Origin of the sequence: Alteromonas sp. 009811495, assembly GCF_028865455.1 — a bacterium.
Taxonomy (GTDB): domain Bacteria; phylum Pseudomonadota; class Gammaproteobacteria; order Enterobacterales; family Alteromonadaceae; genus Alteromonas.
Genome location: NZ_CP113972.1, coordinates 4,232,341 through 4,255,625, shown reverse-complemented (window position 1 = coordinate 4,255,625; position 23,285 = coordinate 4,232,341). Strand labels below are relative to the sequence as shown.

The 23,285-nt window shown below is 43.9% G+C and carries 22 protein-coding genes; 7 read left to right on the top strand and 15 right to left on the bottom strand.

Features of this window, described 5'->3' with window-relative positions; all coding sequences use genetic code 11:
* Position 1 precedes the first annotated feature (1 nt).
* The 5 genes from accB to cutA form a co-directional block, all read right to left on the bottom strand.
* Entirely contained in the window at positions 2 to 466 is a 465-nt protein-coding gene (gene accB / locus OZ660_RS19010; protein ID WP_274742037.1) for an acetyl-CoA carboxylase biotin carboxyl carrier protein, read from the bottom strand.
* A 14-nt stretch (positions 467 to 480) separates the two neighbouring features.
* Positions 481 to 921 carry a type II 3-dehydroquinate dehydratase gene (gene aroQ, locus OZ660_RS19005; protein WP_202262887.1) on the bottom strand — a complete coding sequence of 147 codons (441 nt, stop codon included), beginning with the start codon at positions 919 to 921 and terminating at the stop codon, positions 481 to 483.
* Between the two features lie 208 nt (positions 922 to 1,129).
* On the bottom strand, positions 1,130 to 2,026 hold the full coding sequence (locus tag OZ660_RS19000) for a M23 family metallopeptidase (protein WP_274742036.1): 897 nt from the start codon (positions 2,024 to 2,026) through the stop codon (positions 1,130 to 1,132).
* Positions 2,007 to 3,854, bottom strand: coding sequence for a protein-disulfide reductase DsbD (locus OZ660_RS18995; RefSeq protein WP_446698944.1), 1,848 nt, complete (start codon positions 3,852 to 3,854; stop codon positions 2,007 to 2,009). The genes OZ660_RS19000 and OZ660_RS18995 overlap by 20 nt, the downstream gene beginning before the upstream one ends.
* 35 nt (positions 3,855 to 3,889) lie before the next feature.
* A complete protein-coding gene (gene cutA, locus OZ660_RS18990) occupies positions 3,890 to 4,201 on the bottom strand; it encodes a divalent-cation tolerance protein CutA (RefSeq protein WP_274742035.1) in 312 nt (103 codons plus the stop codon).
* 214 nt (positions 4,202 to 4,415) lie between these two features.
* On the opposite strand from cutA, the gene OZ660_RS18985 reads away from it, so the two are divergent.
* The 3 genes from OZ660_RS18985 to groL all read left to right on the top strand — a co-directional run bounded on the left by OZ660_RS18985 (position 4,416) and on the right by groL (position 7,183).
* On the top strand, positions 4,416 to 4,934 hold the full coding sequence (locus OZ660_RS18985; protein ID WP_274742034.1) for an FxsA family protein: 519 nt from the start codon (positions 4,416 to 4,418) through the stop codon (positions 4,932 to 4,934).
* 277 nt (positions 4,935 to 5,211) lie between these two features.
* Positions 5,212 to 5,502 (top strand): co-chaperone GroES, encoded by a 291-nt coding sequence (locus OZ660_RS18980; protein ID WP_012520088.1) that lies wholly within the window; start codon positions 5,212 to 5,214, stop codon positions 5,500 to 5,502.
* A gap of 40 nt (positions 5,503 to 5,542) precedes the next feature.
* Positions 5,543 to 7,183 carry a chaperonin GroEL gene (gene groL / locus OZ660_RS18975; RefSeq protein ID WP_202262885.1) on the top strand — a complete coding sequence of 547 codons (1,641 nt, stop codon included), beginning with the start codon at positions 5,543 to 5,545 and terminating at the stop codon, positions 7,181 to 7,183.
* A 145-nt stretch (positions 7,184 to 7,328) separates the two neighbouring features.
* Here the strand turns inward: groL and OZ660_RS18970 are convergent, their stop codons facing one another.
* The 4 genes from OZ660_RS18970 to OZ660_RS18955 all read right to left on the bottom strand — a co-directional run bounded on the left by OZ660_RS18970 (position 7,329) and on the right by OZ660_RS18955 (position 12,725).
* Entirely contained in the window at positions 7,329 to 8,666 is a 1,338-nt protein-coding gene (locus tag OZ660_RS18970; protein WP_274742033.1) for a KAP family P-loop NTPase fold protein, read from the bottom strand.
* Positions 8,667 to 8,749: 83 nt separating this feature from the next.
* Positions 8,750 to 10,156, bottom strand: coding sequence for a DUF4041 domain-containing protein (locus OZ660_RS18965; RefSeq protein WP_274742032.1), 1,407 nt, complete (start codon positions 10,154 to 10,156; stop codon positions 8,750 to 8,752).
* A gap of 101 nt (positions 10,157 to 10,257) precedes the next feature.
* Positions 10,258 to 11,505, bottom strand: coding sequence for a hypothetical protein (locus OZ660_RS18960; RefSeq protein WP_274742031.1), 1,248 nt, complete (start codon positions 11,503 to 11,505; stop codon positions 10,258 to 10,260).
* 635 nt (positions 11,506 to 12,140) lie between these two features.
* The gene (locus OZ660_RS18955) at positions 12,141 to 12,725 is read right to left on the bottom strand and encodes a recombinase family protein (RefSeq protein WP_274742030.1); all 585 of its coding nucleotides are present in this window, start codon (positions 12,723 to 12,725) and stop codon (positions 12,141 to 12,143) included.
* Between the two features lie 187 nt (positions 12,726 to 12,912).
* On the opposite strand from OZ660_RS18955, the gene OZ660_RS18950 reads away from it, so the two are divergent.
* Together OZ660_RS18950 and OZ660_RS18945 are read left to right on the top strand one after the other, a co-directional pair.
* Positions 12,913 to 13,206 (top strand): hypothetical protein, encoded by a 294-nt coding sequence (locus OZ660_RS18950; protein WP_274742029.1) that lies wholly within the window; start codon positions 12,913 to 12,915, stop codon positions 13,204 to 13,206.
* A 206-nt stretch (positions 13,207 to 13,412) separates the two neighbouring features.
* Positions 13,413 to 14,237: a hypothetical protein gene (locus tag OZ660_RS18945; protein ID WP_274742028.1), complete on the top strand. Its 825-nt coding sequence runs from the start codon at positions 13,413 to 13,415 to the stop codon at positions 14,235 to 14,237.
* 142 nt (positions 14,238 to 14,379) lie between these two features.
* Here the strand turns inward: OZ660_RS18945 and OZ660_RS18940 are convergent, their stop codons facing one another.
* The 3 genes from OZ660_RS18940 to OZ660_RS18930 form a co-directional block, all read right to left on the bottom strand.
* Positions 14,380 to 15,768, bottom strand: coding sequence for a tyrosine-type recombinase/integrase (locus OZ660_RS18940; RefSeq protein ID WP_274742027.1), 1,389 nt, complete (start codon positions 15,766 to 15,768; stop codon positions 14,380 to 14,382).
* 60 nt (positions 15,769 to 15,828) lie between these two features.
* Positions 15,829 to 16,731 (bottom strand): alpha/beta hydrolase, encoded by a 903-nt coding sequence (locus tag OZ660_RS18935; RefSeq protein WP_274742026.1) that lies wholly within the window; start codon positions 16,729 to 16,731, stop codon positions 15,829 to 15,831.
* Positions 16,732 to 16,864: 133 nt separating this feature from the next.
* On the bottom strand, positions 16,865 to 19,066 hold the full coding sequence (locus OZ660_RS18930; protein WP_274742025.1) for a winged helix-turn-helix domain-containing protein: 2,202 nt from the start codon (positions 19,064 to 19,066) through the stop codon (positions 16,865 to 16,867).
* A 258-nt stretch (positions 19,067 to 19,324) separates the two neighbouring features.
* On the opposite strand from OZ660_RS18930, the gene OZ660_RS18925 reads away from it, so the two are divergent.
* Positions 19,325 to 20,581 (top strand): serine hydrolase domain-containing protein, encoded by a 1,257-nt coding sequence (locus tag OZ660_RS18925; protein WP_274742024.1) that lies wholly within the window; start codon positions 19,325 to 19,327, stop codon positions 20,579 to 20,581.
* A gap of 62 nt (positions 20,582 to 20,643) precedes the next feature.
* On the opposite strand, the gene OZ660_RS18920 is transcribed toward OZ660_RS18925, so the two are convergent.
* The 3 genes from OZ660_RS18920 to OZ660_RS18910 are packed head-to-tail and all read right to left on the bottom strand — an operon-like array spanning position 20,644 to position 22,763.
* Positions 20,644 to 21,822, bottom strand: coding sequence for a metallophosphoesterase (locus tag OZ660_RS18920; protein WP_274742023.1), 1,179 nt, complete (start codon positions 21,820 to 21,822; stop codon positions 20,644 to 20,646).
* Entirely contained in the window at positions 21,815 to 22,396 is a 582-nt protein-coding gene (locus OZ660_RS18915; protein WP_202262873.1) for an HAAS signaling domain-containing protein, read from the bottom strand. Before OZ660_RS18915 ends, OZ660_RS18920 begins: the two co-directional genes overlap by 8 nt.
* On the bottom strand, positions 22,389 to 22,763 hold the full coding sequence (locus OZ660_RS18910; RefSeq protein ID WP_274742022.1) for a PadR family transcriptional regulator: 375 nt from the start codon (positions 22,761 to 22,763) through the stop codon (positions 22,389 to 22,391). The genes OZ660_RS18915 and OZ660_RS18910 overlap by 8 nt, the downstream gene beginning before the upstream one ends.
* Positions 22,764 to 22,998: 235 nt before the next feature.
* Between OZ660_RS18910 and ppiC the strand changes: the two genes are divergently transcribed.
* A complete protein-coding gene (gene ppiC / locus OZ660_RS18905; protein ID WP_159625658.1) occupies positions 22,999 to 23,280 on the top strand; it encodes a peptidylprolyl isomerase PpiC in 282 nt (93 codons plus the stop codon).
* Positions 23,281 to 23,285 lie beyond the last annotated feature (5 nt).

The following is a 23,285-nucleotide window of genomic DNA, read 5'->3' as shown; positions in this document are numbered from 1 at the left end:
CTTATTCAATGATAAACATTGGCTGGTCGAATTCTACAGGGTCTTGGTTGTCTACCAAGATAGCCTTCACAACACCTGCTTTATCAGCTTCAATTTGGTTCATCATCTTCATTGCTTCTACGATACAAAGCGTATCGCCCACTTTAACTTGCTGACCTACTTCAGCGAAAGGCTTCGCTGTAGGTGAAGATGCACGGTAGAAAGTACCTACCATTGGAGACTTAACTACGTGTCCGTCTGGCTGTGCTGGCTCGGCAGGAGCTTCTGATGCTGTTGTTGCCGCAGCTGCTGGTGCATGAGCTACTTGAGGTGCAGCAGGTGCCGCAAAGCTGTAGTTTACTGGCGCTTGAACACCAGTAGGGCCACGGTGAATGCGTACTGACTCTTCGCCTTCAGTGATCTCAAGCTCGGCAATGCCTGATTCTTCCACTAGCTCGATGAGTTTTTTAATCTTTCTAATATCCATGTTCTGTCTCTGCGTTATTTTTGCGATTTCGGTAAATTGATTGCCGCAGTTAGCGCGAGCGAATAGCCCATGGCACCAAGACCAACAATGACGCCAGCTGCAACATCAGAAAAATAGGAATGATGACGAAACGGCTCACGGGCGTGAACGTTCGACAAATGCACTTCAATAAACGGGATATTGACACTCAGTAATGCATCGCGCAGTGCGACACTGGTGTGCGTAAAAGCAGCAGGGTTGATGATAATCGCGTCAACGTTACCCATAGCAGCATGTACACGTTCAATCAGCGCATGCTCCGCATTTGATTGAAAATGCGAGAGGGTTACGTCACTTGACGCAGCCTGTGCCGTCAAGTCATCTACAATGTCTTGAAGCGTTTGTGTGCCATACTTATCGGGTTCACGTTGGCCTAACATATTTAAGTTAGGGCCATTTAATAACAAAATATTCATCTAGTTTGCTGCTATCTTCGGGAAAATGTCACTGTTATTGCCATTTCAACAAACTTTTGTGACAGTTGCACGAAAAAAAGCCAATTTCTTTGCTCGTTTATTGTGTCAATAGATGATTATAGAGATAGAGAAAGATTTCGCAGCAAAATACTGGTCTAATCAGGTGTTTTCGGCGCAAAGTTAAGTGGAATTTTGCGTGCTTAATGGCTTATTGGGAAGACAGTTCGAAAGGCACACTTTGGTAGCCGCCGTGAAACTTTGCTACATAGATGCCGAAATGCAAGTGCGGCAATGACGAAAAACCCGTATTACCGGTGTAACCGATTAGTTGCCCCTGCTGAACTTCTTGACCTTGTTTGACCGCTACTCCCTTGTATTTCATGTGGTAGTATTCGCCTGTGGTGCCATCGCTATGCAATATAACCACGTAATTAGCATGTTTGGCAAAACGACTCGATGCCCCGCCTTTTTTCCCATCGTCTTTAGTATCGATCACCACACCGCTGCGCGCTGCTAAGATGGGCGTACCCACCGGCGCTGCAAAATCCAGAGCATAGCGCGACGAACCTGTGTGGCTAAAATTGCCGTTGAAGCCTTGAACAATGCGGTACTGCTTGGCAGGTTGTAATGGCGGCAAATACTTGATGTTGTCATCGTGAGTCGCGTTTATGTCGCCTACGGTCCATTTTACGCGCATTGTGCGCCAAAATTGGCGCGTGCTGGCTACCTCGCCAAGTACAATGGGGTCATCTGAATCTAAGAATGCGTTTGCGTGCGCAATTGGCTTGCGTGTTGATGCTTCTGATACCCCGTGATGCTCTTTATGGGAATAAAGCGCATCTGAATATAGGGTAAGTGCAACAGGTAGCGGTACATACCGTTTTACGGTTACTTGGTATCGGGTTTTATCATGAGAAAGTGGGGTGAGTTCAAAACAAAATCGACGATTGTCAAAGCACCCTTCATTTTTATTGTTTGCATTGGCTGGTATAAGCGATACGAGCGAAAATACCAACAACACAACAAACACAACACATGAGACAATAAGCCGAGGCTGAATATTGCCCCGGCTTTCTCTATGTTCACTATTGGTTTGCATTTCCATTAACGGTGGCATTGATATGCGAGGTGAACTCGTCTGCGTTCATAAAGCCGGTAACACGTGCTTTATTAATTTCGCTGCCGCTGGTATCGAAAAACAATATTGTGGGCAGCCCGAGTATTTCAAACTCATCAAACACTTCTTGACGCTCTGGTGTATTTTCAGTCAAGTCCATTTGCATCCATACTGTATTACTCAGGGCGTTCACGACGTTTGCCTCTGGGAAGGTGTACTTCTCGAATTCTTTACATGCCACACACCAGTCAGCATATAAGTCGACCATCACGGTTTTGCCTAGCGCATTAGCGTCAGCTATTTTGCGTTGTAAATCGCTTAAGTTTTTGGCGACAACAAACTCAGGGTGCCCTTTCTTATCTCCCCAGTAACCTGTGTTCTCACCTGCTTGATAAATCATCCCAACGCTGCCCATCACGCCCATGGCCACAACAACTGCGCGCAGTAATTTCATTTTACTATTCGGCGTGGCGCGATTTATCGTCCAATAGTAACCAAATAACCCAGTCGCTAGTGCAGCCCACAAGAAGTCGGAATAAGGACTGTTCCACAAACGCTCAATAAAGACGATAGCAACTGCCAGCATCATAAAGCCGAATGTAACCTTAACTACATTCATCCAATTACCCGCTTTGGGTAGCAGTTTGCCGCCAGTCATACCGAATAGAATAAGTGGTACGCCCATGCCTATCGACAATAGGTATAGCGAAATAAAGCCCAATGTCATATCGCCAGTTTGCGCAATAAAAAGCAAAATGCCGGTAAGCGGTGCTGTAGTACAAGGCGAAGCAATAAGGCCAGACAGTACACCCATAACAAACACGCCAACAAAGCTGCCTGGTGTTTGGTTATTACTCATATGCGTGAGCTTTTCTTGATACTTAGCGGGCAGTTGAATTTCAAAGCCACCAAAAAGTGCCACTGCCAATAGCACAAAAAGTACAATGAATACCGCTAATACCACAGGGTGCTGAAGCGCTGCCTGAAATTGTGCCCCTGCCACCGCAACCACTAAACCTAGCAGCGAGTAGGTGATGGCCATGCCTTGCACATAAACAAACGTAAGCCAAAATGCATGCGACGTCGTTTTAGGTTTTCCCTGTCCAATAACAATACCCGACACGATGGGATACATTGGAAAAACACAAGGCGTAAAGGCAAGGCCAATACCTAGTGCAAAGAAAAGGGCTAAAGTAAGCGGTAAATTGTCTTTATTAATTAGCTTTTCAGCAAGAGTGAACTGCTCACTAACCGGCGTGTCGGTGTTATTGGTGGGTGTAGCTGCCGCATTAGCCGCATTGGCACTGTCTAATGCACTTAAGTAAACCACTTTCACCGTTGGGGGGTAACATAAACCGGCGTCAGCGCAACCCTGGTAGCGTACTTTCACCACACCATTATCATCGGCACTTTCGATGGGCAGGGTAATCGTTACGGTGTTGTAAAACACTTCAGATTCACCAAAAAATTCATCTTGGATCATAGTGCCTTGTGGATAGATCGCCTCACCCACCTCGGCTTGCTTTGTAACGTATTTAAATTGCTTTTTATACAGGTAATAACCTTCGGCAATAGAAAAGGTAAGCGTTAAAGTAGTGCCTTGTTGGTTGAAGTCGAAAACAAACGCCTGATCGACATCAAGAAATTGAGGTTCGTTTGCAAAAGGGTCGTCAAACCCGCCCGCAATCTGAGCATTGGCCTGTAGTGCAAAACACGCAAGCATGAGCAGCATACACACAAGCGTGAATGCACGTGCTACAAGTGAACGAGGTGCGCTGCTGTGCTCGCCCGAAAATTTCGATAATGTCGTTGTCATAGCGTATAAATCAATCTTACTTCTTTAACTCGTTATTATTGCAAGGTGGCTTGCAGCCAGTGGCCATAAGCATGACTGGCCTCGGCATTAAGCTCAAGCCATTCTGGTACATCGTATGGGTGTAGCTTGCTCACCTTTTCATATGCTTGCAATACCTTCTGGGTATTCGTTTTGATAATTAGCTGACACTCGGTATCTGTTTCAATCTTACCTTGCCACTCATAAACTGACCGTATGCCTTCTATTATATTTACACAGGCAGCCAGTTTGTTTTGCAACAGAGCGTACGCAATATCGTTCGCAACGTCTTCATTTGGTACCGTGCAAAGTATTAATTTGATTGTCATGGTGCATGCCCTTCTGTCGAATGAATTGTGCATCGACTCAGTCACCACAGTATACGCAGACCGTTTATGCGCACACATTCTTTCACACCTTTAAACGTGTAAGCGTGTTATCGGTCGCTAGCACTGACCGATTGACCGATTCAATGGCACCTTTTCTTGTTATTACGTTCAAAGACCCTATAACAGAGTATGAGAATATGAAAGAGGAACCATTTTGCGGGTTTTATTTATACTTTTTGCCGTATTACCAATTATCGAAATCGCCCTACTTGTTAATGTTGGCAGCATGATTGGTGGTTGGAATACTATTGGTTTAGTTATTTTAACTGCCTTTATTGGCGCTTATTTTGTTAAGCGTGAAGGTATTAGCACCCTTCAAACCGCACAAGCGAAAATGCAGCGCAACGAAGTACCAGGGCGAGAACTCGTAGAAGGCCTAATGCTTGTCGTGGCGGGCGTGTTATTGGTCACGCCTGGGTTTATCACTGATATTTTCGGGTTTATGTTTGCATTACCAGGCTCAAGACACTTGCTTGCCGCGCAAGTAACCAAACATTTGAAAATGCATGTTGTCGCAGGCAGCGCGGGCGTAGCGGGTGCGTTTGGGCAAGGATTTAATCCCAATCAACAAAATCCGTTTAATCAACCTAATTCCCAGCATGGCAATGGTGATGTGTTTGAAGGAGAGTATTCAGATAACACGACCAACGATCCAGATAAGCGCCTTAAGTAGCCGTCAGATTGTGAAAGCGCACCATCGACCTTCACGCCGTTTAGCGCGACAAACGGCGTTTACTTGCCTAGCAAAATTAAGTATTTAGCCAAAAAACCAAATTTTTTACATTTTTTTGCTTAAAAACCCTTGAAGTTGTCTGGGTACTACCCCATCTATCCGTGCAGAAACGATTTTAACTGCTCAGTAATGAGCAACCCAGGCACACAACATTCAGGCAGTCTGAGTGTTGGTAATCACATAAACTTGAATAGTGGAATTTTCAGGAGACTTGAAAATGGCAATTCGTCCTTTACACGACCGCGTTATCCTTAAGCGCGCAGAGCAAGAAAGCAAATCTGCAGGCGGTATCGTTCTGACTGGTTCTGCAGCAGAAAAATCTACACGCGGCGAAGTAATCGCAGTAGGTAACGGTCGCATTCTTGAGAACGGCGAAGTTAAAGCGCTAGACGTTAAAGTAGGCGACACCGTTATTTTCAACGACGGTTACGGCGTTAAAACAGAAAAGCTGGATGGTGAAGAAGTACTTATCCTAAGCGAAAGCGACATTCTAGCGATTGTTGAGTAATTACAACTAACGTTAAAACGAATTTTAGAGGAATTTAATCATGGCAGCTAAAGAAGTACGTTTTGGTGATGACGCTCGCAGCAAAATGCTAAAAGGCGTAAACACACTAGCTAACGCAGTAAAAGTAACACTAGGTCCAAAAGGCCGTAACGTTGTTCTAGACAAATCTTTCGGTGCACCGACTATCACTAAAGATGGTGTGTCTGTAGCGAAAGAAATCGAGCTTGAAGACAAGTTCGAGAACATGGGCGCGCAAATGGTAAAAGAAGTTGCGTCTAAAGCGAACGACGAAGCAGGTGACGGTACAACTACCGCAACTGTTCTAGCGCAAGCTATCGTAACTGAAGGCCTTAAGAGCGTTGCAGCGGGTATGAACCCAATGGACCTTAAGCGCGGTATCGACAAAGCAGTTGCAGCTGCAGTTGAAGGTCTTAAGTCACTTTCTACTGATTGTGCAGACAGCAAGTCTATCGCTCAAGTAGGTACTATCTCTGCAAACTCTGATTCAGAAGTTGGCGACATCATTGCTCAAGCAATGGAAAAAGTAGGTAAAGAAGGTGTTATCACTGTAGAAGAAGGTCAGGCACTTCAAAACGAACTAGACGTTGTTGAAGGTATGCAGTTCGACCGTGGTTACCTATCTCCATACTTCATCAACAACCAAGAAAACGGTACTGTTGAACTAGACAACCCGTTCATCCTATTGGTTGACAAGAAGATTTCTAACATCCGCGAACTACTCCCTACCCTTGAAGGCGTAGCGAAAGCAGGTAAGCCGCTTATGATCATCGCTGAAGATGTTGAAGGCGAAGCGCTTGCTACACTAGTAGTTAACAACATGCGCGGTATTGTTAAAGTTGCAGCGGTTAAAGCACCAGGTTTTGGTGACCGTCGTAAAGCAATGCTTCAAGACATCGCTATCCTAACTGGCGGTACAGTTATCTCTGAAGAGATTGGTCTAGACCTTGAAAAAGTGCAACTTGAAGACCTAGGTACTGCTAAGCGCGTAGTTATCAACAAAGACAACACAACTGTTGTTGATGGTAACGGCGACCAAGAAGCGATTGAAGGCCGTTGTGCTCAAATCAAAGGTCAAATTGAAGAGTCTACGTCTGACTACGACAAAGAGAAGCTTCAAGAGCGTCTAGCTAAGCTTTCAGGCGGTGTTGCAGTAATTAAAGTTGGTGCAGCAACTGAAGTTGAAATGAAAGAGAAGAAAGACCGCGTAGAAGATGCACTACACGCAACGCGCGCAGCGGTTGAAGAAGGTGTGGTACCTGGTGGTGGTGTAGCACTAGTTCGTGCAGCAGCTAAACTTGCTGACCTAACGGGTGACAACGACGACCAAACTGTAGGTATTAAGCTTGCACTACGTGCAATGGAAGCGCCTCTACGTCAAATCGCGTCTAACGCAGGTGCTGAAGCGTCTGTTGTTATCAACGCAGTTAAAGGCGGCGAAGGTAACTACGGTTACAACGCAGGTAACGACACTTACGGCGATATGCTAGAGATGGGTATTCTTGACCCAACTAAAGTTACGCGCTCTGCACTACAGTTCGCATCGTCAATTGCTTCACTAATGATCACGACTGAAGCAATGGTAGCTGAGCTACCTAAAGACGAAGCTGCGCCTGCAATGCCTGATATGGGCGGCATGGGCGGAATGGGCGGCATGATGTAATCAATTGCTGTCTATTTTAGCCCTTTGAAATCAATTGTTTACGTTCAATGTATACAGTTAAGTATACGCAAATGTAGACAATGATGTAGGGCGAAAAGAAGCTTTGAGAAAGGCGTTGGGTTTAGACTCAGCGCCTTTTTTGTCTCTATTGCTTTCCCGTTAGTTTGAGAACGCCAATAGCTTTAGATGCTAGTCCGAATTTTTTACTTTCATCAACTAACTGAGTACTTATAAAAAGTTGGTCAACCTTTTCTTTGAATTGGTCTGGGTTTGAAATATTAAGGTCATCAGCATTGTCAAAAGGCAACTCCATTCTCGCTATGAACGTAATTATTTCATGTCTCTTATTACCCATTTGCTTAGATGGAACTAGGTGAAAAACTCTGAAAAAATCCATTACATTATTAACAGTTGCTTTACCGTTATATATTGATTCTGCTAACGCTGGTTCGAGAGCGTAAGTAATCACTCCAAATGCGGTCAATAAGGCATCTCCATGTCGGCCTTGATAGTCCAACTGATTTACCGAGAGTTGGTAATAAATTTCTATATACCTAACTAGGGTCTCAATTTCTCTCAGTGAATAGTTATGACAGTCGATGGCGCGTTCCGAAAGGGCTACAAAGCTCGAATATAGCTCTTTTGATTGAGTTAAAAGCTCATTAGTTCCTGTTAGTTCTTTAAAGTGCTTCTTGCTAACGTGTGTTTTCAGTGGTTCCGATATTTCAGTTAGTAGAGGTAGTTTGACGGTGAACTTTATAAATTTCTCTAGATACCTCTGTGCATCTACACCTTGACCATAGCAGTGATTAACAGAAGCTCTTATTTGCTCCAAGTTGGTGACTAGAACAAAGTGAATCCCCTTTATGTCAAACGTGTGCTTGATGAGTTCTAGAGTCTCTAGCGCGTAATTGGGTTTGCATCTATCCAGTTCGTCAATGAACACAATTAACTGTTTCTTCTCTGCCGCTTTCCTTAGCACACTTTTCAATTGTTCTAGATTTTCCTTCGCATTAACGTGGCAATGAATAAGTCGATCAACTGCGGAATCAATGGCCTTGTCCGAAGCTTTACTTATATCTTTGTCAAACTCCTCTACGGCGTCTGCCATGTCTTGCCTCAAAACATGAGAAACAGCTGCTTTAAGAACTATTTTTGTACTGCTCTTTATCGCCGGAATAGCCTTTTGGATAAAAGTCTTTTTCTCGCTTTCTGGCATTATGGAAGCTAATGCAGCGATAAGACTTAATAGTGGCTCGTTCGCATGGTCAGCTTGAAAAGCATCTATGTAAACTGTTTCAAACTTGTCTTCCTCTTTTACAAGCGCGATTAACTTCTTGCAAAACTCGGACTTGCCAGTTCCCCAGCCCCCATCAATTACCAAAGGTGTAATGTCCAAATTAGATTCGATGAGTCGTGTTATTGATTCGGCGATAGGTTTTCTGTTGTATTCATCACGAGTTTTAAACGTTAAATCGGACACAAATACTCCCTTTCATGTGAATTTCTTGTTTTAGTTAAATTGTTATTTGGTTTAATAAGTGTTCCCGTATCTCTTTCTCAGAGCTAAATTTCATTGGGCAATCTTGTAGTGGCGGCTGAGCCAATATTTTGTGCGTCTTTGTATAGGAGTAAACTTTGATGATAGTCCTGCGCTTCTGCATCAGTCAGAAATTCTACATCAGGCTTTAACTCTTCAAGTTTGCCTTTCAGTTCAGCTAAGTCTACTCTGAAAAACTCTTTACGGTTGTTTACTAGGTTTATCCGATGCTCATTGAAATGACGATGCAGTTCAGCTTCAAGTGCTGGCGCATCCTCGGAGTAAATAAGAGCATGAACATCAAAAGTGAACGGTACACTGGCGTCTCCAAGTTCACGCACACGGTCGAGGGGCTCAAGTCTTCTGGTCATCCCAATTTTGAATACTCCATCACCAAATGAACCAATATTGCTAATGATATAAACGTAACCGGATTTAGTCTGTTGAGCCATTGAAAGAGCTCGTTCTGATTTTGCTCTTGCCTCACTAAGTTGTGCCTCAAGTTCTTCAAGTTCAGACTTTAAGCGCTCTAGCTCGTCACCAGTAGCTTTATTAGCTCTATCATTGGCTTTAGCTACAAGTTCTTCGTATTTATGTTGCTCTCTTTCTGCTGCCTCTTGCTCTTTTATAAGTTGTTGTTCTTCCCTGAGTTGCCGTCTAGCTTCGGCTCGGTCTTCCTTCTCTTGTCTTAGTTTCTCAGCATATTCGTAAGTGAGCCTGAGTTCTTGTAACTTTAGCTGGAAATAAGACTCCGCTATTTGAATATTGTTAGACTTGTTGAGCTTATCTATGGCTTCTCTGGCTTTAGTTAATCGCTCTTCCATTCTACGTATATTATTCCATCTCACGTTTGATACTGCTGCGTCACATTCATTATTGAAAGCTCTTAGCGTTAGTTTGAGTGCTCTATTTGTCATCGTTTGACCTTCTCTGGCACTGTTATTAACTTTCCACTCAGTATGACAAACGGCAGCTTGTTTGGCTTTAAGCATATCTTTCTGCCGCTCGCGCACAGCAGTAATCTCAGCTTTGAATCTATCTGAAGTTCCAAAGTCGAAATGAGGCTCATAGTACCCCAATGTGGACAGCTCGATTTTTTCATCGAATACAGCCAACTCTCTTTCAAGTTCGTCAAATAGTTTTCGTTTAGTCGCATAAGACGCCCGAAGCGCCTGAATGTTTGATGTGATTACTTCTGACTCGGCATTAAGTTCCTTCACACGAGTCTCAATAGAGCTTATCGGTTGGTACTTATCAAGCAGCTCTGTTGTTCTTTGCTTCGAGTCTTGAAGGTGAGATTTGACTTTGTTGAGCTCTGACTTTAGCTCGCGAGATTTTAATAGTGAAAACACTAGCAACGATATGACTGCGAAAATCAAAGCGTAGGTAATGATATGTCCATAATCACCTGGAAGAGCTTCAATCGAGCCCATAACTGTAATCCGTGTCTGCTAATCCTTCTGACAACATTATAACAAGTGCTCATTCAATACAAAGTCAAGCCATTATTGGGAGTCCTTTCCCTTAGGTGTTATCAGGCTATAGATGCCTCCATCCCCGTATTTATTTCATACTGTTCGTGCATAGCTTGACGTAACTGCTGAGCTTTTGACTCAGGAACTATAAAGCTGTCATGAACAGGAATCACAGGAATAGCTTCTTGCGTTAATGAATCCATAACATCATTTGCAATCTTGCTATCGATATTCTGAAGTGTTTGCCAAGCATTGCGGTAAAGTAAGTCTGAAATAGCCTTATGTCTGGCTTCAAACATCCCTAGAAGGCTACCCGCCTTTTTAGCGTTGACTTTAAGGTGGAAAGATACAGCTCTGACTGCTTGGTTTTTGCTGCTGGTACTGGTCGCAATCAAGGCTATCTTTTTAACTTTGTCTCTTGTTACTCCTTCGATGTCGTAGCAATCACTAGGAGCTTCTGCGCCTGATAAATGATACAGAAGGCGAGGGTGCATCGACTTGTAGTCAAGTTCAACACAAGGCTCTCCATTAATCGTAATGGTGCTTCTGACAACTTGAGGTAGGTTCTGCGCATCACAGTAAAACCTGCCACCAATGCACCATTGCCCTTTGAATATCCGTCTGCATGAGAGGTCAGACTGCGATAGTTGAATGGTTCTGTTGTCTTCAGATGTATATACCCAGTTGTAACTTGTACGTACCTCATTATGTTCCATTATCGACTTTCTCATACGAAGAGTGCTTGGTTCGTCGCTGTAGTTAACGTAATCATAAGGATTGTTGCGAAGAATGAGCGGGTCGATAGGAACAGAGATGTCAGTTACCTCATGTGCTTCCATAAGGCGAGCTTGATTGATACAAGTCTCAGTGGGGAGAATAAGTGACGGAATGCCAGACGTGTAGTTCTCGCTTTTGAATCCTCGCTCAATCTTAATCAAGCCTAGCTGTTCTCCTTGCGCCAGCAAGGTGTTCATCGTGTCTCTGCTGTAAGGCTCCCTACGAAATCTCTTCGGGATAGCTTTTAGGCGCTTACCTAGCGAGTATACGAAACCTGTATCGGCGCCTAAGTTCATCGCACAGGCAAGATTGACAGCTATACACTTAACCGCTTGGATTGTTGGCTTGGTAATACGTTGTCGCCCTTGTGTCAGCTGTTCAGTGAGCCAGTCGGTAAACTGTGAATCTACTCCCTTATGGGTTCTTAGTGGGAAGGTGAATATTGGGTTTGCATTTGGTGTATTGGACTTTCCCTTGAGGGCTTGTGTCCACTGGAAGTTTTCTTGTGGTGTAACCATCAGTTGGTTCATAAGCGTTCTCCTTGTCTTATTCCCCCCTATAGTGCTGCTGGTGGTCTCCTCGTCTGTCGCTAAGTCGCTTTTGGGTTGTATTTACCAATAACTAACCAAGTTATCGTTATAGGTTAATTGATGGATGGATGCACCTCAGACACGTCTAAGGCAGGACTAAGAGACAGAGAAGACAGTCAGGGGAAGTTGAATTGATTGAATTAAAGGTGATAACTGATTGATAGTCAGTCACCGAATAGTTTGGATTGACAAAACAGGGTATGAGAAACGAACGGCTAAACACAAAATAAGTGATTGTGTTAACTTTTCGCTTCCCCCTCCCATGGTCAGGGAGTCGTGTATCCCTTGAATTTAAAGGGCTCGCGCTATATTGGCTAATTCTAATTTTTTGGAGGGATTTTATGGTCATTGGGTCTAACCAACCGATAAGCGAGAAGTGCGGATACAAAGCCTCATCACAGATCGACAACGGCTTTCTACGAGCCTTTCTGGGTACAATTAATACGATTGCATTAGGTGAGATAACTCGATCTGAGAGGGCTTTACAGAGCCTCAAACAGTTAGGCGTGAGGCGCCGTTGTGATAGTGCTGAAGATGTCTAACAGAGGAGTAGTAGACCACATGAATCCTTGGCTTTATATTTCGAATTTACTCGGTTTATTATTTTGCTTAATGAACTCACTGATTATCTTATGCACCGCTCCCTTACTACAGCTTAATTCTTCAGCAATCTTAGCCATGCTCAAGCCTTCTTCTCGTAGCTGGTGGACTCTCTCACGGTCTACAGATTTCTTACGCCCAAACTTAACGCCTTTCTCTTGCGCCTTAGCGATGCCTTCCATCTGTCTTTCGTAACGTAGAGACAACTCGAACTCAGCTACAGCAGCAATCATGTGGAACATTAGCTTGCCGTGTGGTGTTGTCGTGTCGATGCCTTGGTCAATCACAATGAGACCTACGCCTTTATCATCGAGTAACTTCGAGATATTCGCTAGGTCAGCCACAGAACGACCTAAACGGTCTAGCTTGGTCACAACAATAGCTTCACCTTCACGTACGTAATCAAGCATCTTCTCTAACTCTGGACGGTCTGCTGTCTTACCTGAGCGCTTCTCTTGGTAAATCTTAACGCAGCCTTTCGCCTTCAATGCGTCTAACTGAACGTCTAGCTTCTGGCCTGTGGTAGATACTCGTGCGTAACCGATAAGTTGACCTGTCATGATAAATCCATCCTGTTCAATAAAGTCTAAAGGTTAAGTGACCAATAAGATAATGAACGGTAAGTGAACGGTCAATAGGTAAGTTCAAAAAAGTTTACTTTTGTGGACACTCCCTTGTAACTAAACGCTGTAATTGACATGGGAATATTTATTAATATCATGCACCTACCACAATTCAGGAGGATGTATGAAGAAGAATTTGTTTATTGGTCTTGGTGTTAACTTTGGCATAGTGTGGTGTTTTATGTGGTTCCATGACCTTCTAGTAATAAATTTTTCAAGAGCGATTGAGACCATGGACTTTTGGGAAAGTAGAATACGAGAAACTCTAGTGTATTACTTTCTTGATGATGTAATCGGTCTATACCGAAGTACAGCCATAAATACTTGGTATGTAATTTTTATTATTGGACTTGTAGCTGCTTGGATGCTCAGAGCGAGGACGGCAATTTTGATTGAGGCTATTATTAGAAAAGTGTAAAGGGTAGGACACAAATCAACAGGATGCCTCGAATATCCCGCACAAGTACCCTAGGGGGGGATATTGACTGAGCTTCATTGTTGATTGCCCTCTCATATTTTTTCAATAATTTTGCTCTGGTTGTTTTTTATCCAGCTCAGTATTGTCACGAAGCTACTAACACCCTACTCTGTATCTAAAATACTCTAACATGGATGTGAAGTGTAATGGCCCAATACGAAGTGCAAGGTCTTGGAATTACCACTGGTCGTAAACGGAAGAAAGTCTACAGAGCTTCAAGTGAAGAAGAAGCCCGACAATTAGCTTATAAAGACGGAACTGAGGCTGAATCAATCACTGAACTGCCGCCCGAGCCGCCTACTGAAATGCAGCTGGAATATGCCAATGGGATAGGCTTGAAGATTCCTGAAGGTGTCACTGGCGCTGAACTTAGTAGTTTGCTGACCAATGAAGAAGAGCGTGACAAAGTAGCAACGGAGAGACACCGTAAGTTTGCTGAACGTTACGGCGTACAATTCACGAAGTATACCGGTAAGAAAACTCTGTTTGACAGCATTCAGGCTCACCTTACAGAAACTGGTAATGAACGCGATATGCTCAGTTGGTTCACCTATCGCATCTACCGTCAATTGGTTAAGGGCAAGCTTAATGTGCCTATAGAATCACCAGATGATGCGGCAATACAGTCAATAGTCGATGAGCTTATTGAAGACGATAGCATTATAAAGTCAGTCAGGCGCTACAACGGTAGAGACCTGATATGGTTTGGTAAGTGGACAACACCTGATGGTTATACTGTTCAAGGCGGCAGTGAAAGAACTATGGCCTACAAAAAAGCTGAAGAGCTACTAAAAGCCAAACTTGATATTGTTAAGCCAGCAGCAACGCCAGCGCCCAAACCCAATACTTCAACACGCGCCAAACCTAAGGAAGTTGCAAAAAGTGAAACGTCAGGTTGCCTGGGGACATTCCTTTTTATCGCCGCAATACCAACTTCGATAGCATTAAGCTCCTTGGTCGACCTGATATAGCGAGAGCTACGTGAATGGGTTGAGTTTAACTGGTGGTTAGTCATCAGAATTCACGTAGCAGTGCCCGTTTTCTAGCCTAGAAAGTGGAGTGTTGGTTTAGGTTATTACTATTTCACCTTTTTTGGGGGCATGCTCATAGACATCATACGCTCAAATAGCCAATTGCTTTGTCAGCTGCCTCCTTCAACTTCTTCAACTCATGGCCTTTTGAATAGTAGCCGTATGACATCGTCTTGCCCCTTTCATGACCCACTATTTGAGCCGTGATATTTTCTTCAATACCTGCTCGTTCCATAGCTGTGATGTACATATGTCTGAATGAGTGAAAGCCTTTAAGCTTGTTTTTAGTAACGTGCTTAGTTTTGAAGCTAGAGAAAGTCCGGCTTGCTGTTTTACTGCCAATACCAATAACTAGGTCTTCCTCCTGCTTCCTTTCAATGTGCTTAAGTAGCTGCTCACCAATGAAGTCTGGCAAAGGTACTGTGCGAGTAGCAGCCTTAGTCTTACCTTTCTCAATGTTAATAGCGATGATGCCCTCATCCACAACCACATGCCTTTTCCTGAGATTACACAACTCACTGATGCGGCAGCCCGAATAAATACCCAGCTCCACTAGCAACTTATAGACTGGCTTTTCCCAGTTATGTGAACGAATTAGCTTCACCTCATCAGTAGTGAAAGGTTCGCGTTTCTCAGTTTGATGTTCTTCTGCTGATGAGTACTTATGGCCAGAAAAGGGGTTAGCGCCCTGAACTTCCTCCATCGTTTCTGCAAACTCCCAAACCACTTTTAGCCTACTTACCTTTGCTTGTACAGTTGCTTTCTTGTATGACTTCTCCAAATGCTTGATGTACTGGTACACCATCTTCCTGCTGATATCATCAAGTGCAATGTCAGCTTGGTCAATCCAGTCAAACCGCTTGAAACAGAATCTGCTGAAGTCAGTAACGGCCTTATTCACCTTATTTAATGTGTCTACCGTCTTATCCTTTCCCCAATCTTCCTTCCACATCTTGGCGGCCTCAGATATGCGCATTTTATATTTACTGCTGAAGTCTCTTGCGCCATTAGCAGTCATGTAAGCTTCAAGCTCTAGTATTCTACCCTGTTTCCGAAGCTCTTCTGGATAAATAGCTAAGTCCCATACATCTGGATGGTTCTTTCTGTCTCGCTTCATCTCTCGAACCAGCTCTCTAAACCGCTGACTTTCGGTACTCACAGTTGTTCTTAGGGCTTTGCTCTCGAGCTCACCATTCAAGATGTCTCGCTTTCTGCGCGCCTCACGAATGTCGCCAGTATCGAGGCTTACTTGTATGAAAGATTGGTCTGGATAGTGGTTTATTAGGTGTTTGGGAACGCGGCGTTGATACCACCAGATATTTCCGCGTAACTTTAGGTGCTTTGTGTCTGTCTTCTTGCTCATATCATTGCGTAATGTAGCCAACAATGTAGACAGTATTGTTTCCATAACTAACTGAAAGTCAACAGGAAAGAGGGCTGCAAGTGTATTTTCTCGGCATGATGTAATCATCCCCCAAGCTTAACGCTTAAAAGAAAGGCGCTACTCGATGAGTTAGCGCCTTTTTTGTATCTACTGCTTCTCGCTTAACTTTACCCCTAACCACCTAATTCCTTGCGAAAATGTATCGGGCACCGCACTGGTGTGATCGCTATCTGAAATTACGCTTAGTTGTTCTACATTAACTCCCTGCGCTTCGTAATGTTCGAGCAACTCAACAAATTCGTTGGTGAGTGCCATTCTGGCTGTTTCTAATTCACCAATCGACACAAACACATCTGTGTGAATTGGGTTTTGTGTTGATGCTTCATATTTCAACGTCTTCAAAAAACTAAGACTTGTGGTATCGAGTGAAGGGCTACCCAATAGATAGTAGTTAAAAGTAGTGGGTGCGCTAAGTAGTATGAACCCACCAAACTCAGCGCCCATCGAGTAACCTAAGTAGGCTCTTTCATCTGGCAATGTGCGGTAGTGCTCTTCTATGTAGGGAATAATGTCTTGCTGTATAAAGCGAAGGTGCTTATCGCCTTGCCCGAACTGGTATTTGGCTTGTATATCAGGTTTGTCGTGCGGTACAAATGAATAGTCTTTGAAGCGACTAGCAAAGGCTCTTCTTTCACCATAATCAAGGTCGGTTGGCATATTGTGTTGCCAGGAAATACCCACCAAAATTACATCAGGTAAAAGAAACTCTGTTACACCCGACAGCAAGTCCATATGCCATACGGCGTCAGTGGTATAAATAACCGGGTAGTGCTTTAGCGGCTTTACATCAGATAATGCTTGGTCGCTTTCTTCTGTTTTGGTGTGATACGCATCGGGTAGTTTTATGTATAGTGTGTAGTGACCGCCAGTTACTTTGTTTTCGATTGGGTGCGCATGAGTTCTCGGCATTTCATAGGGGGCAGAGGCAGCGAACTCTGCTATAGCAAAAAAGGGCATTAACGCTAGCCACGTAAAAAACATAAAACGCATAAAGCTTTTCCTTAACATAATGAAAGTACAGTAATTGACCTGAATAATTGGCCTTCTAATGTACGCCCACGTAGGAAAGAAGCTTGATGTGTCGCTGATTTATTGCTGATTTACTTGTGATGCCCTTGCTTTCTTACTGCAGAGTTAATTCAACCACATCTTTTCTCGCCGCAACTCTAAGAGTGAGTAAAATGGCATTGTCATTAATGTCGGTAATGTAATCGACGGTATCTGGTAATTGCCCCAGTAACTCAAATGCACCGTTTTCAAGGGTATATCGCCACAACTGAAAGTCATCGTTAATGCCATACAACGTATTACCCTTAGCGATAAAATGTTTATCGCTGCCTTGGTGTTCCAATTCACTAATAAGGGTATTTTCAATGCTACCCACTTGCCAAAATCGTCCCATTGCATCGGTGAAAATAAGTGCGTCACTCTCTGTTTTGACCGCCCACGTTACCGCGTTGTCTGAAAGTGGAGTGAAAGCACCTGTGGTCAGGTCGATACTGACAAAAGTCAGCACGCCTTGGTAAAGAATATTGGCAAGTATGGTTTGTTGCTCGCTATCCCAATGAAACAAATTGCGCACGGGGTAATCAAGTTCAATGCTAGTTTCGGTGCCCGGCTCGAACCCGCTTAAATACCTGTGCTTTAATTCAGATGACGCATTAATTAGCATACTGTTGCCATCTTTTGACCACAGCACATCGCGCACGTAACTATTAGTGGGAAAATGGCTAAAGGGCTTGCCTGAGTGAGGAAAGCTTGCACTTTGTGTGTGCACTTCTGCTGTCCACACTTGCGATGTGCCGTCACCTTCTGACGAGTAGGCAATAAGTGAACCATTAGGTTGATACTTCGCTCTATTTTCCTCCTGAATCGAGCGTATAAGCGTGTAAAAATTGATGTCAGTAGTCTGTACGTCATCCCTATCGGGTTGTGTTTCAAGTGCCGTGTTGTAAGCGGCAAACTGCGCCATAGGGACCGCTACAATATCACTGTCGTAATGGCCTTTTATGGCCAGCATTTTCTTTTCAAAAGGATGGAAAATTGGTGTGCCTATCGCGTCTGTCAAAGGCATAGTAATGCGATTAATAGTGCCATCAAAATCCACGGTAAAAAGCTGCTTTCCGGTACTGAAGATAAGGTCAGCTTGCTCTGGCATGACATTGGGGTAGATATAACTATAGGGCGGAATAACGCCTTGATAGTCAATGGGCGTACTTGAAAGCAATTCCCCGTTGATACTCAGTTTTTCTATATGGAGAATACCTTTCTCGTGCACGGTGGTAAGCGCGATAGTGTTGTCATGCGCCGCGAAATCGAAAGATACAATGCTACCGTTAGCAACGTCATACAGTGGTGAGCTCGCGTTTTCACTTATTACATAGCGAATAAGTCGCCATCGTTCTTGCGTTTTTTGCAGTAATGCAATGGTGTCACCATCTAACCAAATAGGGCTTTTAATTTCCGTATTTTTACACTCCATCAGTGTTGTTGGTGCTTGGGGGCCTGACAATGCCTTATCAAAGTCAAGAGACTGCAGGTGGAAGCACTTCTTCTGCTGTACAGGTGCAGTACAGTTGTTTTCTTTAACGAAAGTAAGTGAAGTTCCATCGTGAGAAAACGCTAAACTGCCGTAGGAGCCAAGCGCTTGTGTTAGCTGAAATTCTTGTTGAGTTTCAATATGCTTTGCCCATAAGTGACTCTGACACATCACCTCAGGAAACCGCTGAAATACAATATACTGCCCATCCGGTGAGTAAGTGCTGGCCAGTTCTCTGTTGTCGGTTGAGGTCAGCAAGCGGATGTCATCTATTTGAAGTACATGCTTAGGATCAGAGGAAGGCAAGAATGCGACAATAGTAACTATCACCGCGACAACACACGCGAAGGCGGCGGGTAACAAACGAACAGGCTTTTTGCTATCTAAGGTAGTCGCTGATGACAGGGCTTGTTTATCCGATATTTCATGAACTGCAGGTGACGAAGTTGGCTTATTGGGTGTTAGCGCGTTTTCCCATCGAATATCCGATTCTAGGCTATAGCCTTTTTTAGCGTGGGTTTTTATAAAGCTCTGCACTTTGCCATCATCGCCAAATGCTTTTCTTAATTGCGCGATACATCGTTGCAGCGTGTTGGGTGACACCACAGTACCCTTCCACACATTGGTTAATAGCTCGTCTTGGCTTACCACCTCACCTTGGCGCTCGGCTAAATAGGTTAAAACGGCGAGCGCTTTGGGTGGCAGTGTTTGGGCTTGTTTATTGTGAGTAATTTGGTTTCGGGGCACATCAACAAAAAAGCCACCAATCCAATATCGTTCCGTCATACGCAATCTAACCAATCAATAATTATCGCATTGTGCTTAGCAATGCGTTTTCGCTGGCAATACCGTATCACTATAAGCTGTTGATAAGAATAAGATGTTTGCTGAACACGCATAAATCAGCAAAAAATCAGCACTTTTTCATGTATCAAAAATCACGTTTTGCCATGTTACTAACCGGCTGCGCTGCAACACGGTGTGAATTTGTTAAGTGCCGCGCCATTTTACCCATCGCCTTTGCACTACTGTGAAGGCGCATCCATGAAAAAGGAAAAAACCATGACAGCGAAAACACGCGGGATGTTTGCACTAATGTGTGTGTTGGGTGTTAGCAGTTTAGCTCCCTCTTTTGCGGGAAATAAGCAACTAATGCCGCCTATGGCTACAAAAGAAGAAGCGCAAATAGTGCACTGGCGAATGCCTGAAATAGAAAAGCGATTTATGGATATTCCAGAGTTGCCTTCACCCTATATAGCGGTTTCGCCCGTGGTGTTAGATGACAATTTACCCGTTAGTACCCTTGCTAAAGCCGGTATTAATACAAAGGAAATTGTCACGCTCGCTGAAGAAATCTCAACAGGTAAATACGGTAAATATGACAGTATGCTAATTGCTCAAAACGGCAAGTTAGTGTTTGAGTCGTACTTTAAGCGTGGACGGGTTGACCTGTCACATCCGCAATCATCAGCAACTAAAAGCTATACCTCTCTGGCGTTAGGTCGTGTCATACAAATGGGCTATTTAAGCATGGACGATTTAGACAAACCGGTATTAAGTTTTTTAGGCAAAGTTGATCGCAGTAAGCTAGTGGACGGGGCCGAGAAAATAACCTTGCGGCATGCGCTTACTATGACCACAGGCATTGTGATAAGCGAAGACGGCTGGGAGGCCATGGAGCAAGATACAGCACGTATTCAGGGGCAGGGTCATATCCAAGCTATTTTAGAAGATAGCGCACCTATTACTGATGAAAGCCAAACGTTTAAATACGGTACTGGCCCTCAATTTGTAATGCAGGTCATAGAAGCCGTGGTACCAGGTTCTGCCAAAACGTTTATCGACAAAGAATTGTTCGGCAAACTGGGTATCACTAATTACCATTGGCGCACGGCACCAAGTGGTTTACCCGAATCTGGTTGGAAGGTAAGCGTAACCGCAAGGGATATGCTTAAGCTTGGTTTGTTAGTGAGCAATAACGGTAAGTGGAATAATCAGCAGCTAATTTCACCTGAATACTTAGACCAGGCCACGCAACGACAAATTATCACAGGTGATGATGATATTTATGGGGGCGGAGAGCTTGTTTCGCACCAAGGCTATGGGTTTTTCTGGTGGGGCACTGACATTGAGCATAACGGTAAAAAACACTATGCGTTTTCTGCCCAAGGTGGTGGCGGAATGTATATTCTGTTAGTACCTGATTTTGACTTGGTTGTTGTGGTTACCGCACATGAACGCGATGACATTACGCAGCAACTGGTTGCTGATCGCATACTGCCACTTGTTGCCAGAGGCTAGGACGCTGACGCGTCCTAATTTTTTGATAAGGCACTTGTCGGAATTGCTGTACGAATGAGGTTTTATGATTTGGTTAGCGCGATTTTCTCGCCGTCATCCAATAAGCGATAAAAGGAATCTTGCTGAATCATTAAACCTTCTGAGTGTTTAATCGGTATGCTTGCGCGGTAATCGTTGGGGTGTTTTACATCAATGGCGAAGAGTTTGTCGTCATAGTGACTATTTACGCTGAATTGCAGGGTATGCCCAACAGTTATCGACTTGGCCGAAAAGTGTGTAAGCGTCTGATCAAATAATACTTTGTCTACTTCGTCTTTAAAGTAACCTCGATACCATGCTGGGCCTGTGGTGGTAGAGATTACAACCGACGTTCTTTCATCTGCAAGTCCAGGGTAGTACATGCGTTGATAGTAGCGTCGATTAATGGTGTTGATCTCATCAATGGAAAAGTCGAGTTTGACTATGTCAGGGTGAATGCCACCGTGAACAAACAGGTGCCCATTAATACGTTCAATGGTGTTTTTGGTAGCCAGCCAGCGACCTAAAAAAGCGTCTTCGCCAAGCAGCTCAGAGGGTGACTTTTCTAGAAAGCCTGCAATGGGAATGTATTTGTTGGCCGCAGACTTAACATTACCTTGCATATTTTTTATTTCGTGATTGCCTACGATAACATGCACTTTACCACCGGCTTTACGGGCATCTTGTTCCAACTTGTAGATAAACCAGAGTAGTTGGGTGGTAGAAAAGCCTCTATCAACCATATCGCCAAGTAACACCAGATGACCGTCGTTAAAAGACCATTCTAGTTCGGGTGTGATGACATTATTGGCTATCAAGAAGTCGCGCAACGCCTTGTAATTCCCTTCCAAATCGCTAATAGCAATAATGGGCGATGAAGTGTCGTATACGGCTTGCTCTATGGAATTCAGTGGCGAAATAGTAAAGTCAAACGTACTGTCATCTAATGCAAAATACGCCGAGGCAGAAACTGGTTCATGCGCAGGGTAGTGCTTTTTTTCAACGCTAAAGCCACTATCACGGTTTCCTCTGATATAACTTACGGCAAGCTTATCTTCTTCATAAAAAACATAAGGGCCCTCGTTACCTACCTTATACGCAAGCGGAGCGTCGCCTAAACTGATAGACGCGTGTTGAGTAAAACCAACGACAGCACCAATCGATACAATAACAAGCGACACCAATAGAAAGTGACCTAGCGAGCGCATTATGGATTTAATCATGATGGGCCTCAGATGAAAATTGGCGAATAAACTGAAGCACTTTGTGTGTCATCATGAGTATAAGATAACCAGCAATTAGCGCTACAGGTGATAGCCAAAAGCCGCGTATTACCTCATTGTTTTCTTGTGCGAGCATAGGGTTTTCTAGCATGCCGATAACGATTGAGTTGCCATCAGCTTCACTCCAAACACCAATGCCATTGGGAATGAGTAAATTGGCAAATGCTAAAGCGATTAGTGCGATGCCACAAAAATACCCAAAACACATAAGACTCACGCTTACTGTGCGCGAAAGCCCCTTTTTAACGAGCGGGATGGCGGCAAAGCCTGTTGGAGGTGGTGTACCATGCTGAATGTGTCCAACATACTGCTGTGCTAATTCTCTTGGGGCGCCCAGACGGTCTAAGATAACCTCAACGTCAGCAATTTCTCCCCGTATTTCAATATCATCAATGGTATCGTAAATATGAGATTCTATTTCTCTAACCACTTCCTGAGCTTCATAATCACTTAATGGGCTCAAGTAGCGATTGAGGTTATCCAAATACTGTCTTACCTTTTTTCTTTCACTCATTGTCAGATTCCTTCTTTTTTAATGGTGCATCCAAAAGCTGCTGTAAATCTTCAACTGAACGCTGCCAGCGCGCACTGAGTTCGTTGAGTTTTTGATGCCCTAATGTGGTAAGTGCATAGAACTTTCTGGGGCGTTGCTCGCCTTCTTGCTGCCATGAGGCGGTTAGCACACCTTCTCGCTTCAATCTGTCCAACAATGGATACAGTGTGCCTTCGGTGATCTGCATTGTGTCGAAAGTGCGAAAGTAATTAAGAAGTGCCAGGCCATACTTGGCTTCGTGCTGCAAGGCACCGAGTACCGCAAGTTCAAGCGTGCCCTTTCGCAACTGCGCATCCCATTTTGCATTGGCGTCGTTTGTTTCCGTCATTTTTAAATGTATAACCTTATACTATGCAATACATAGTATAAGGTTATAGCAATAGAGCTAAGAACTAGCAAGCTGATTAATTGTTAGGCGCCATATTGAGTTGTAAGCAAGTGTTACTTACTGTGCATGTGCTTATCTCGCACTGTGTATTCGCAAAGGTCAAAGGGCTTGAAATCTTAACGGCATAAGCGGGTTGCGTTATAATAACGGCTATATTTACTTACTGAGCACACACATGGCCACAGCATCTGCCGTTCACATCTTGGTTAAAACCGAAAAAGAAGCCTTGTCTATTCTTGAGCAGTTAAAGAAAGGAAAAGATTTTGCTACGCTTGCAAAACGCCACTCTACCTGTCCTTCTGGCAAGCGCGGCGGCGATTTGGGAGAGTTTCGTCGTGGTCAGATGGTGAAAGCTTTTGACGATGTGGTGTTTAAGAAAGAAGTACTTAAGGTACACGGTCCTGTGAAAACGCGTTTTGGTTATCACCTTATAAAAACCCTTTATCGCAGCAAGTAAGCGCG

What these genes read in the sequence shown, in the direction of transcription:
- OZ660_RS18930 (WP_274742025.1), bottom strand. Translation starts at nt 19,066, where the DNA reads ATGACGGAACGATATTGGATTGGTGGCTTTTTTGTTGATGTGCCCCGA.
- OZ660_RS18920 (WP_274742023.1), bottom strand. Translation starts at nt 21,822, where the DNA reads ATGATTAAATCCATAATGCGCTCGCTAGGTCACTTTCTATTGGTGTCG.
- OZ660_RS19000 (WP_274742036.1), bottom strand. Translation starts at nt 2,026, where the DNA reads ATGGAAATGCAAACCAATAGTGAACATAGAGAAAGCCGGGGCAATATT.
- OZ660_RS18955 (WP_274742030.1), bottom strand. Translation starts at nt 12,725, where the DNA reads ATGACAGGTCAACTTATCGGTTACGCACGAGTATCTACCACAGGCCAG.
- OZ660_RS18980 (WP_012520088.1), top strand. Translation starts at nt 5,212, where the DNA reads ATGGCAATTCGTCCTTTACACGACCGCGTTATCCTTAAGCGCGCAGAG.
- ppiC (WP_159625658.1), top strand. Translation starts at nt 22,999, where the DNA reads ATGGCCACAGCATCTGCCGTTCACATCTTGGTTAAAACCGAAAAAGAA.
- accB (WP_274742037.1), bottom strand. Translation starts at nt 466, where the DNA reads ATGGATATTAGAAAGATTAAAAAACTCATCGAGCTAGTGGAAGAATCA.
- groL (WP_202262885.1), top strand. Translation starts at nt 5,543, where the DNA reads ATGGCAGCTAAAGAAGTACGTTTTGGTGATGACGCTCGCAGCAAAATG.
- OZ660_RS18945 (WP_274742028.1), top strand. Translation starts at nt 13,413, where the DNA reads ATGGCCCAATACGAAGTGCAAGGTCTTGGAATTACCACTGGTCGTAAA.
- OZ660_RS18940 (WP_274742027.1), bottom strand. Translation starts at nt 15,768, where the DNA reads ATGATTACATCATGCCGAGAAAATACACTTGCAGCCCTCTTTCCTGTT.
- OZ660_RS18950 (WP_274742029.1), top strand. Translation starts at nt 12,913, where the DNA reads ATGAAGAAGAATTTGTTTATTGGTCTTGGTGTTAACTTTGGCATAGTG.
- OZ660_RS18960 (WP_274742031.1), bottom strand. Translation starts at nt 11,505, where the DNA reads ATGAACCAACTGATGGTTACACCACAAGAAAACTTCCAGTGGACACAA.
- OZ660_RS18910 (WP_274742022.1), bottom strand. Translation starts at nt 22,763, where the DNA reads ATGACGGAAACAAACGACGCCAATGCAAAATGGGATGCGCAGTTGCGA.
- OZ660_RS18925 (WP_274742024.1), top strand. Translation starts at nt 19,325, where the DNA reads ATGAAAAAGGAAAAAACCATGACAGCGAAAACACGCGGGATGTTTGCA.
- OZ660_RS18935 (WP_274742026.1), bottom strand. Translation starts at nt 16,731, where the DNA reads ATGCGTTTTATGTTTTTTACGTGGCTAGCGTTAATGCCCTTTTTTGCT.
- OZ660_RS18995 (WP_446698944.1), bottom strand. Translation starts at nt 3,854, where the DNA reads ATGACAACGACATTATCGAAATTTTCGGGCGAGCACAGCAGCGCACCT.
- cutA (WP_274742035.1), bottom strand. Translation starts at nt 4,201, where the DNA reads ATGACAATCAAATTAATACTTTGCACGGTACCAAATGAAGACGTTGCG.
- aroQ (WP_202262887.1), bottom strand. Translation starts at nt 921, where the DNA reads ATGAATATTTTGTTATTAAATGGCCCTAACTTAAATATGTTAGGCCAA.
- OZ660_RS18915 (WP_202262873.1), bottom strand. Translation starts at nt 22,396, where the DNA reads ATGAGTGAAAGAAAAAAGGTAAGACAGTATTTGGATAACCTCAATCGC.
- OZ660_RS18965 (WP_274742032.1), bottom strand. Translation starts at nt 10,156, where the DNA reads ATGGGCTCGATTGAAGCTCTTCCAGGTGATTATGGACATATCATTACC.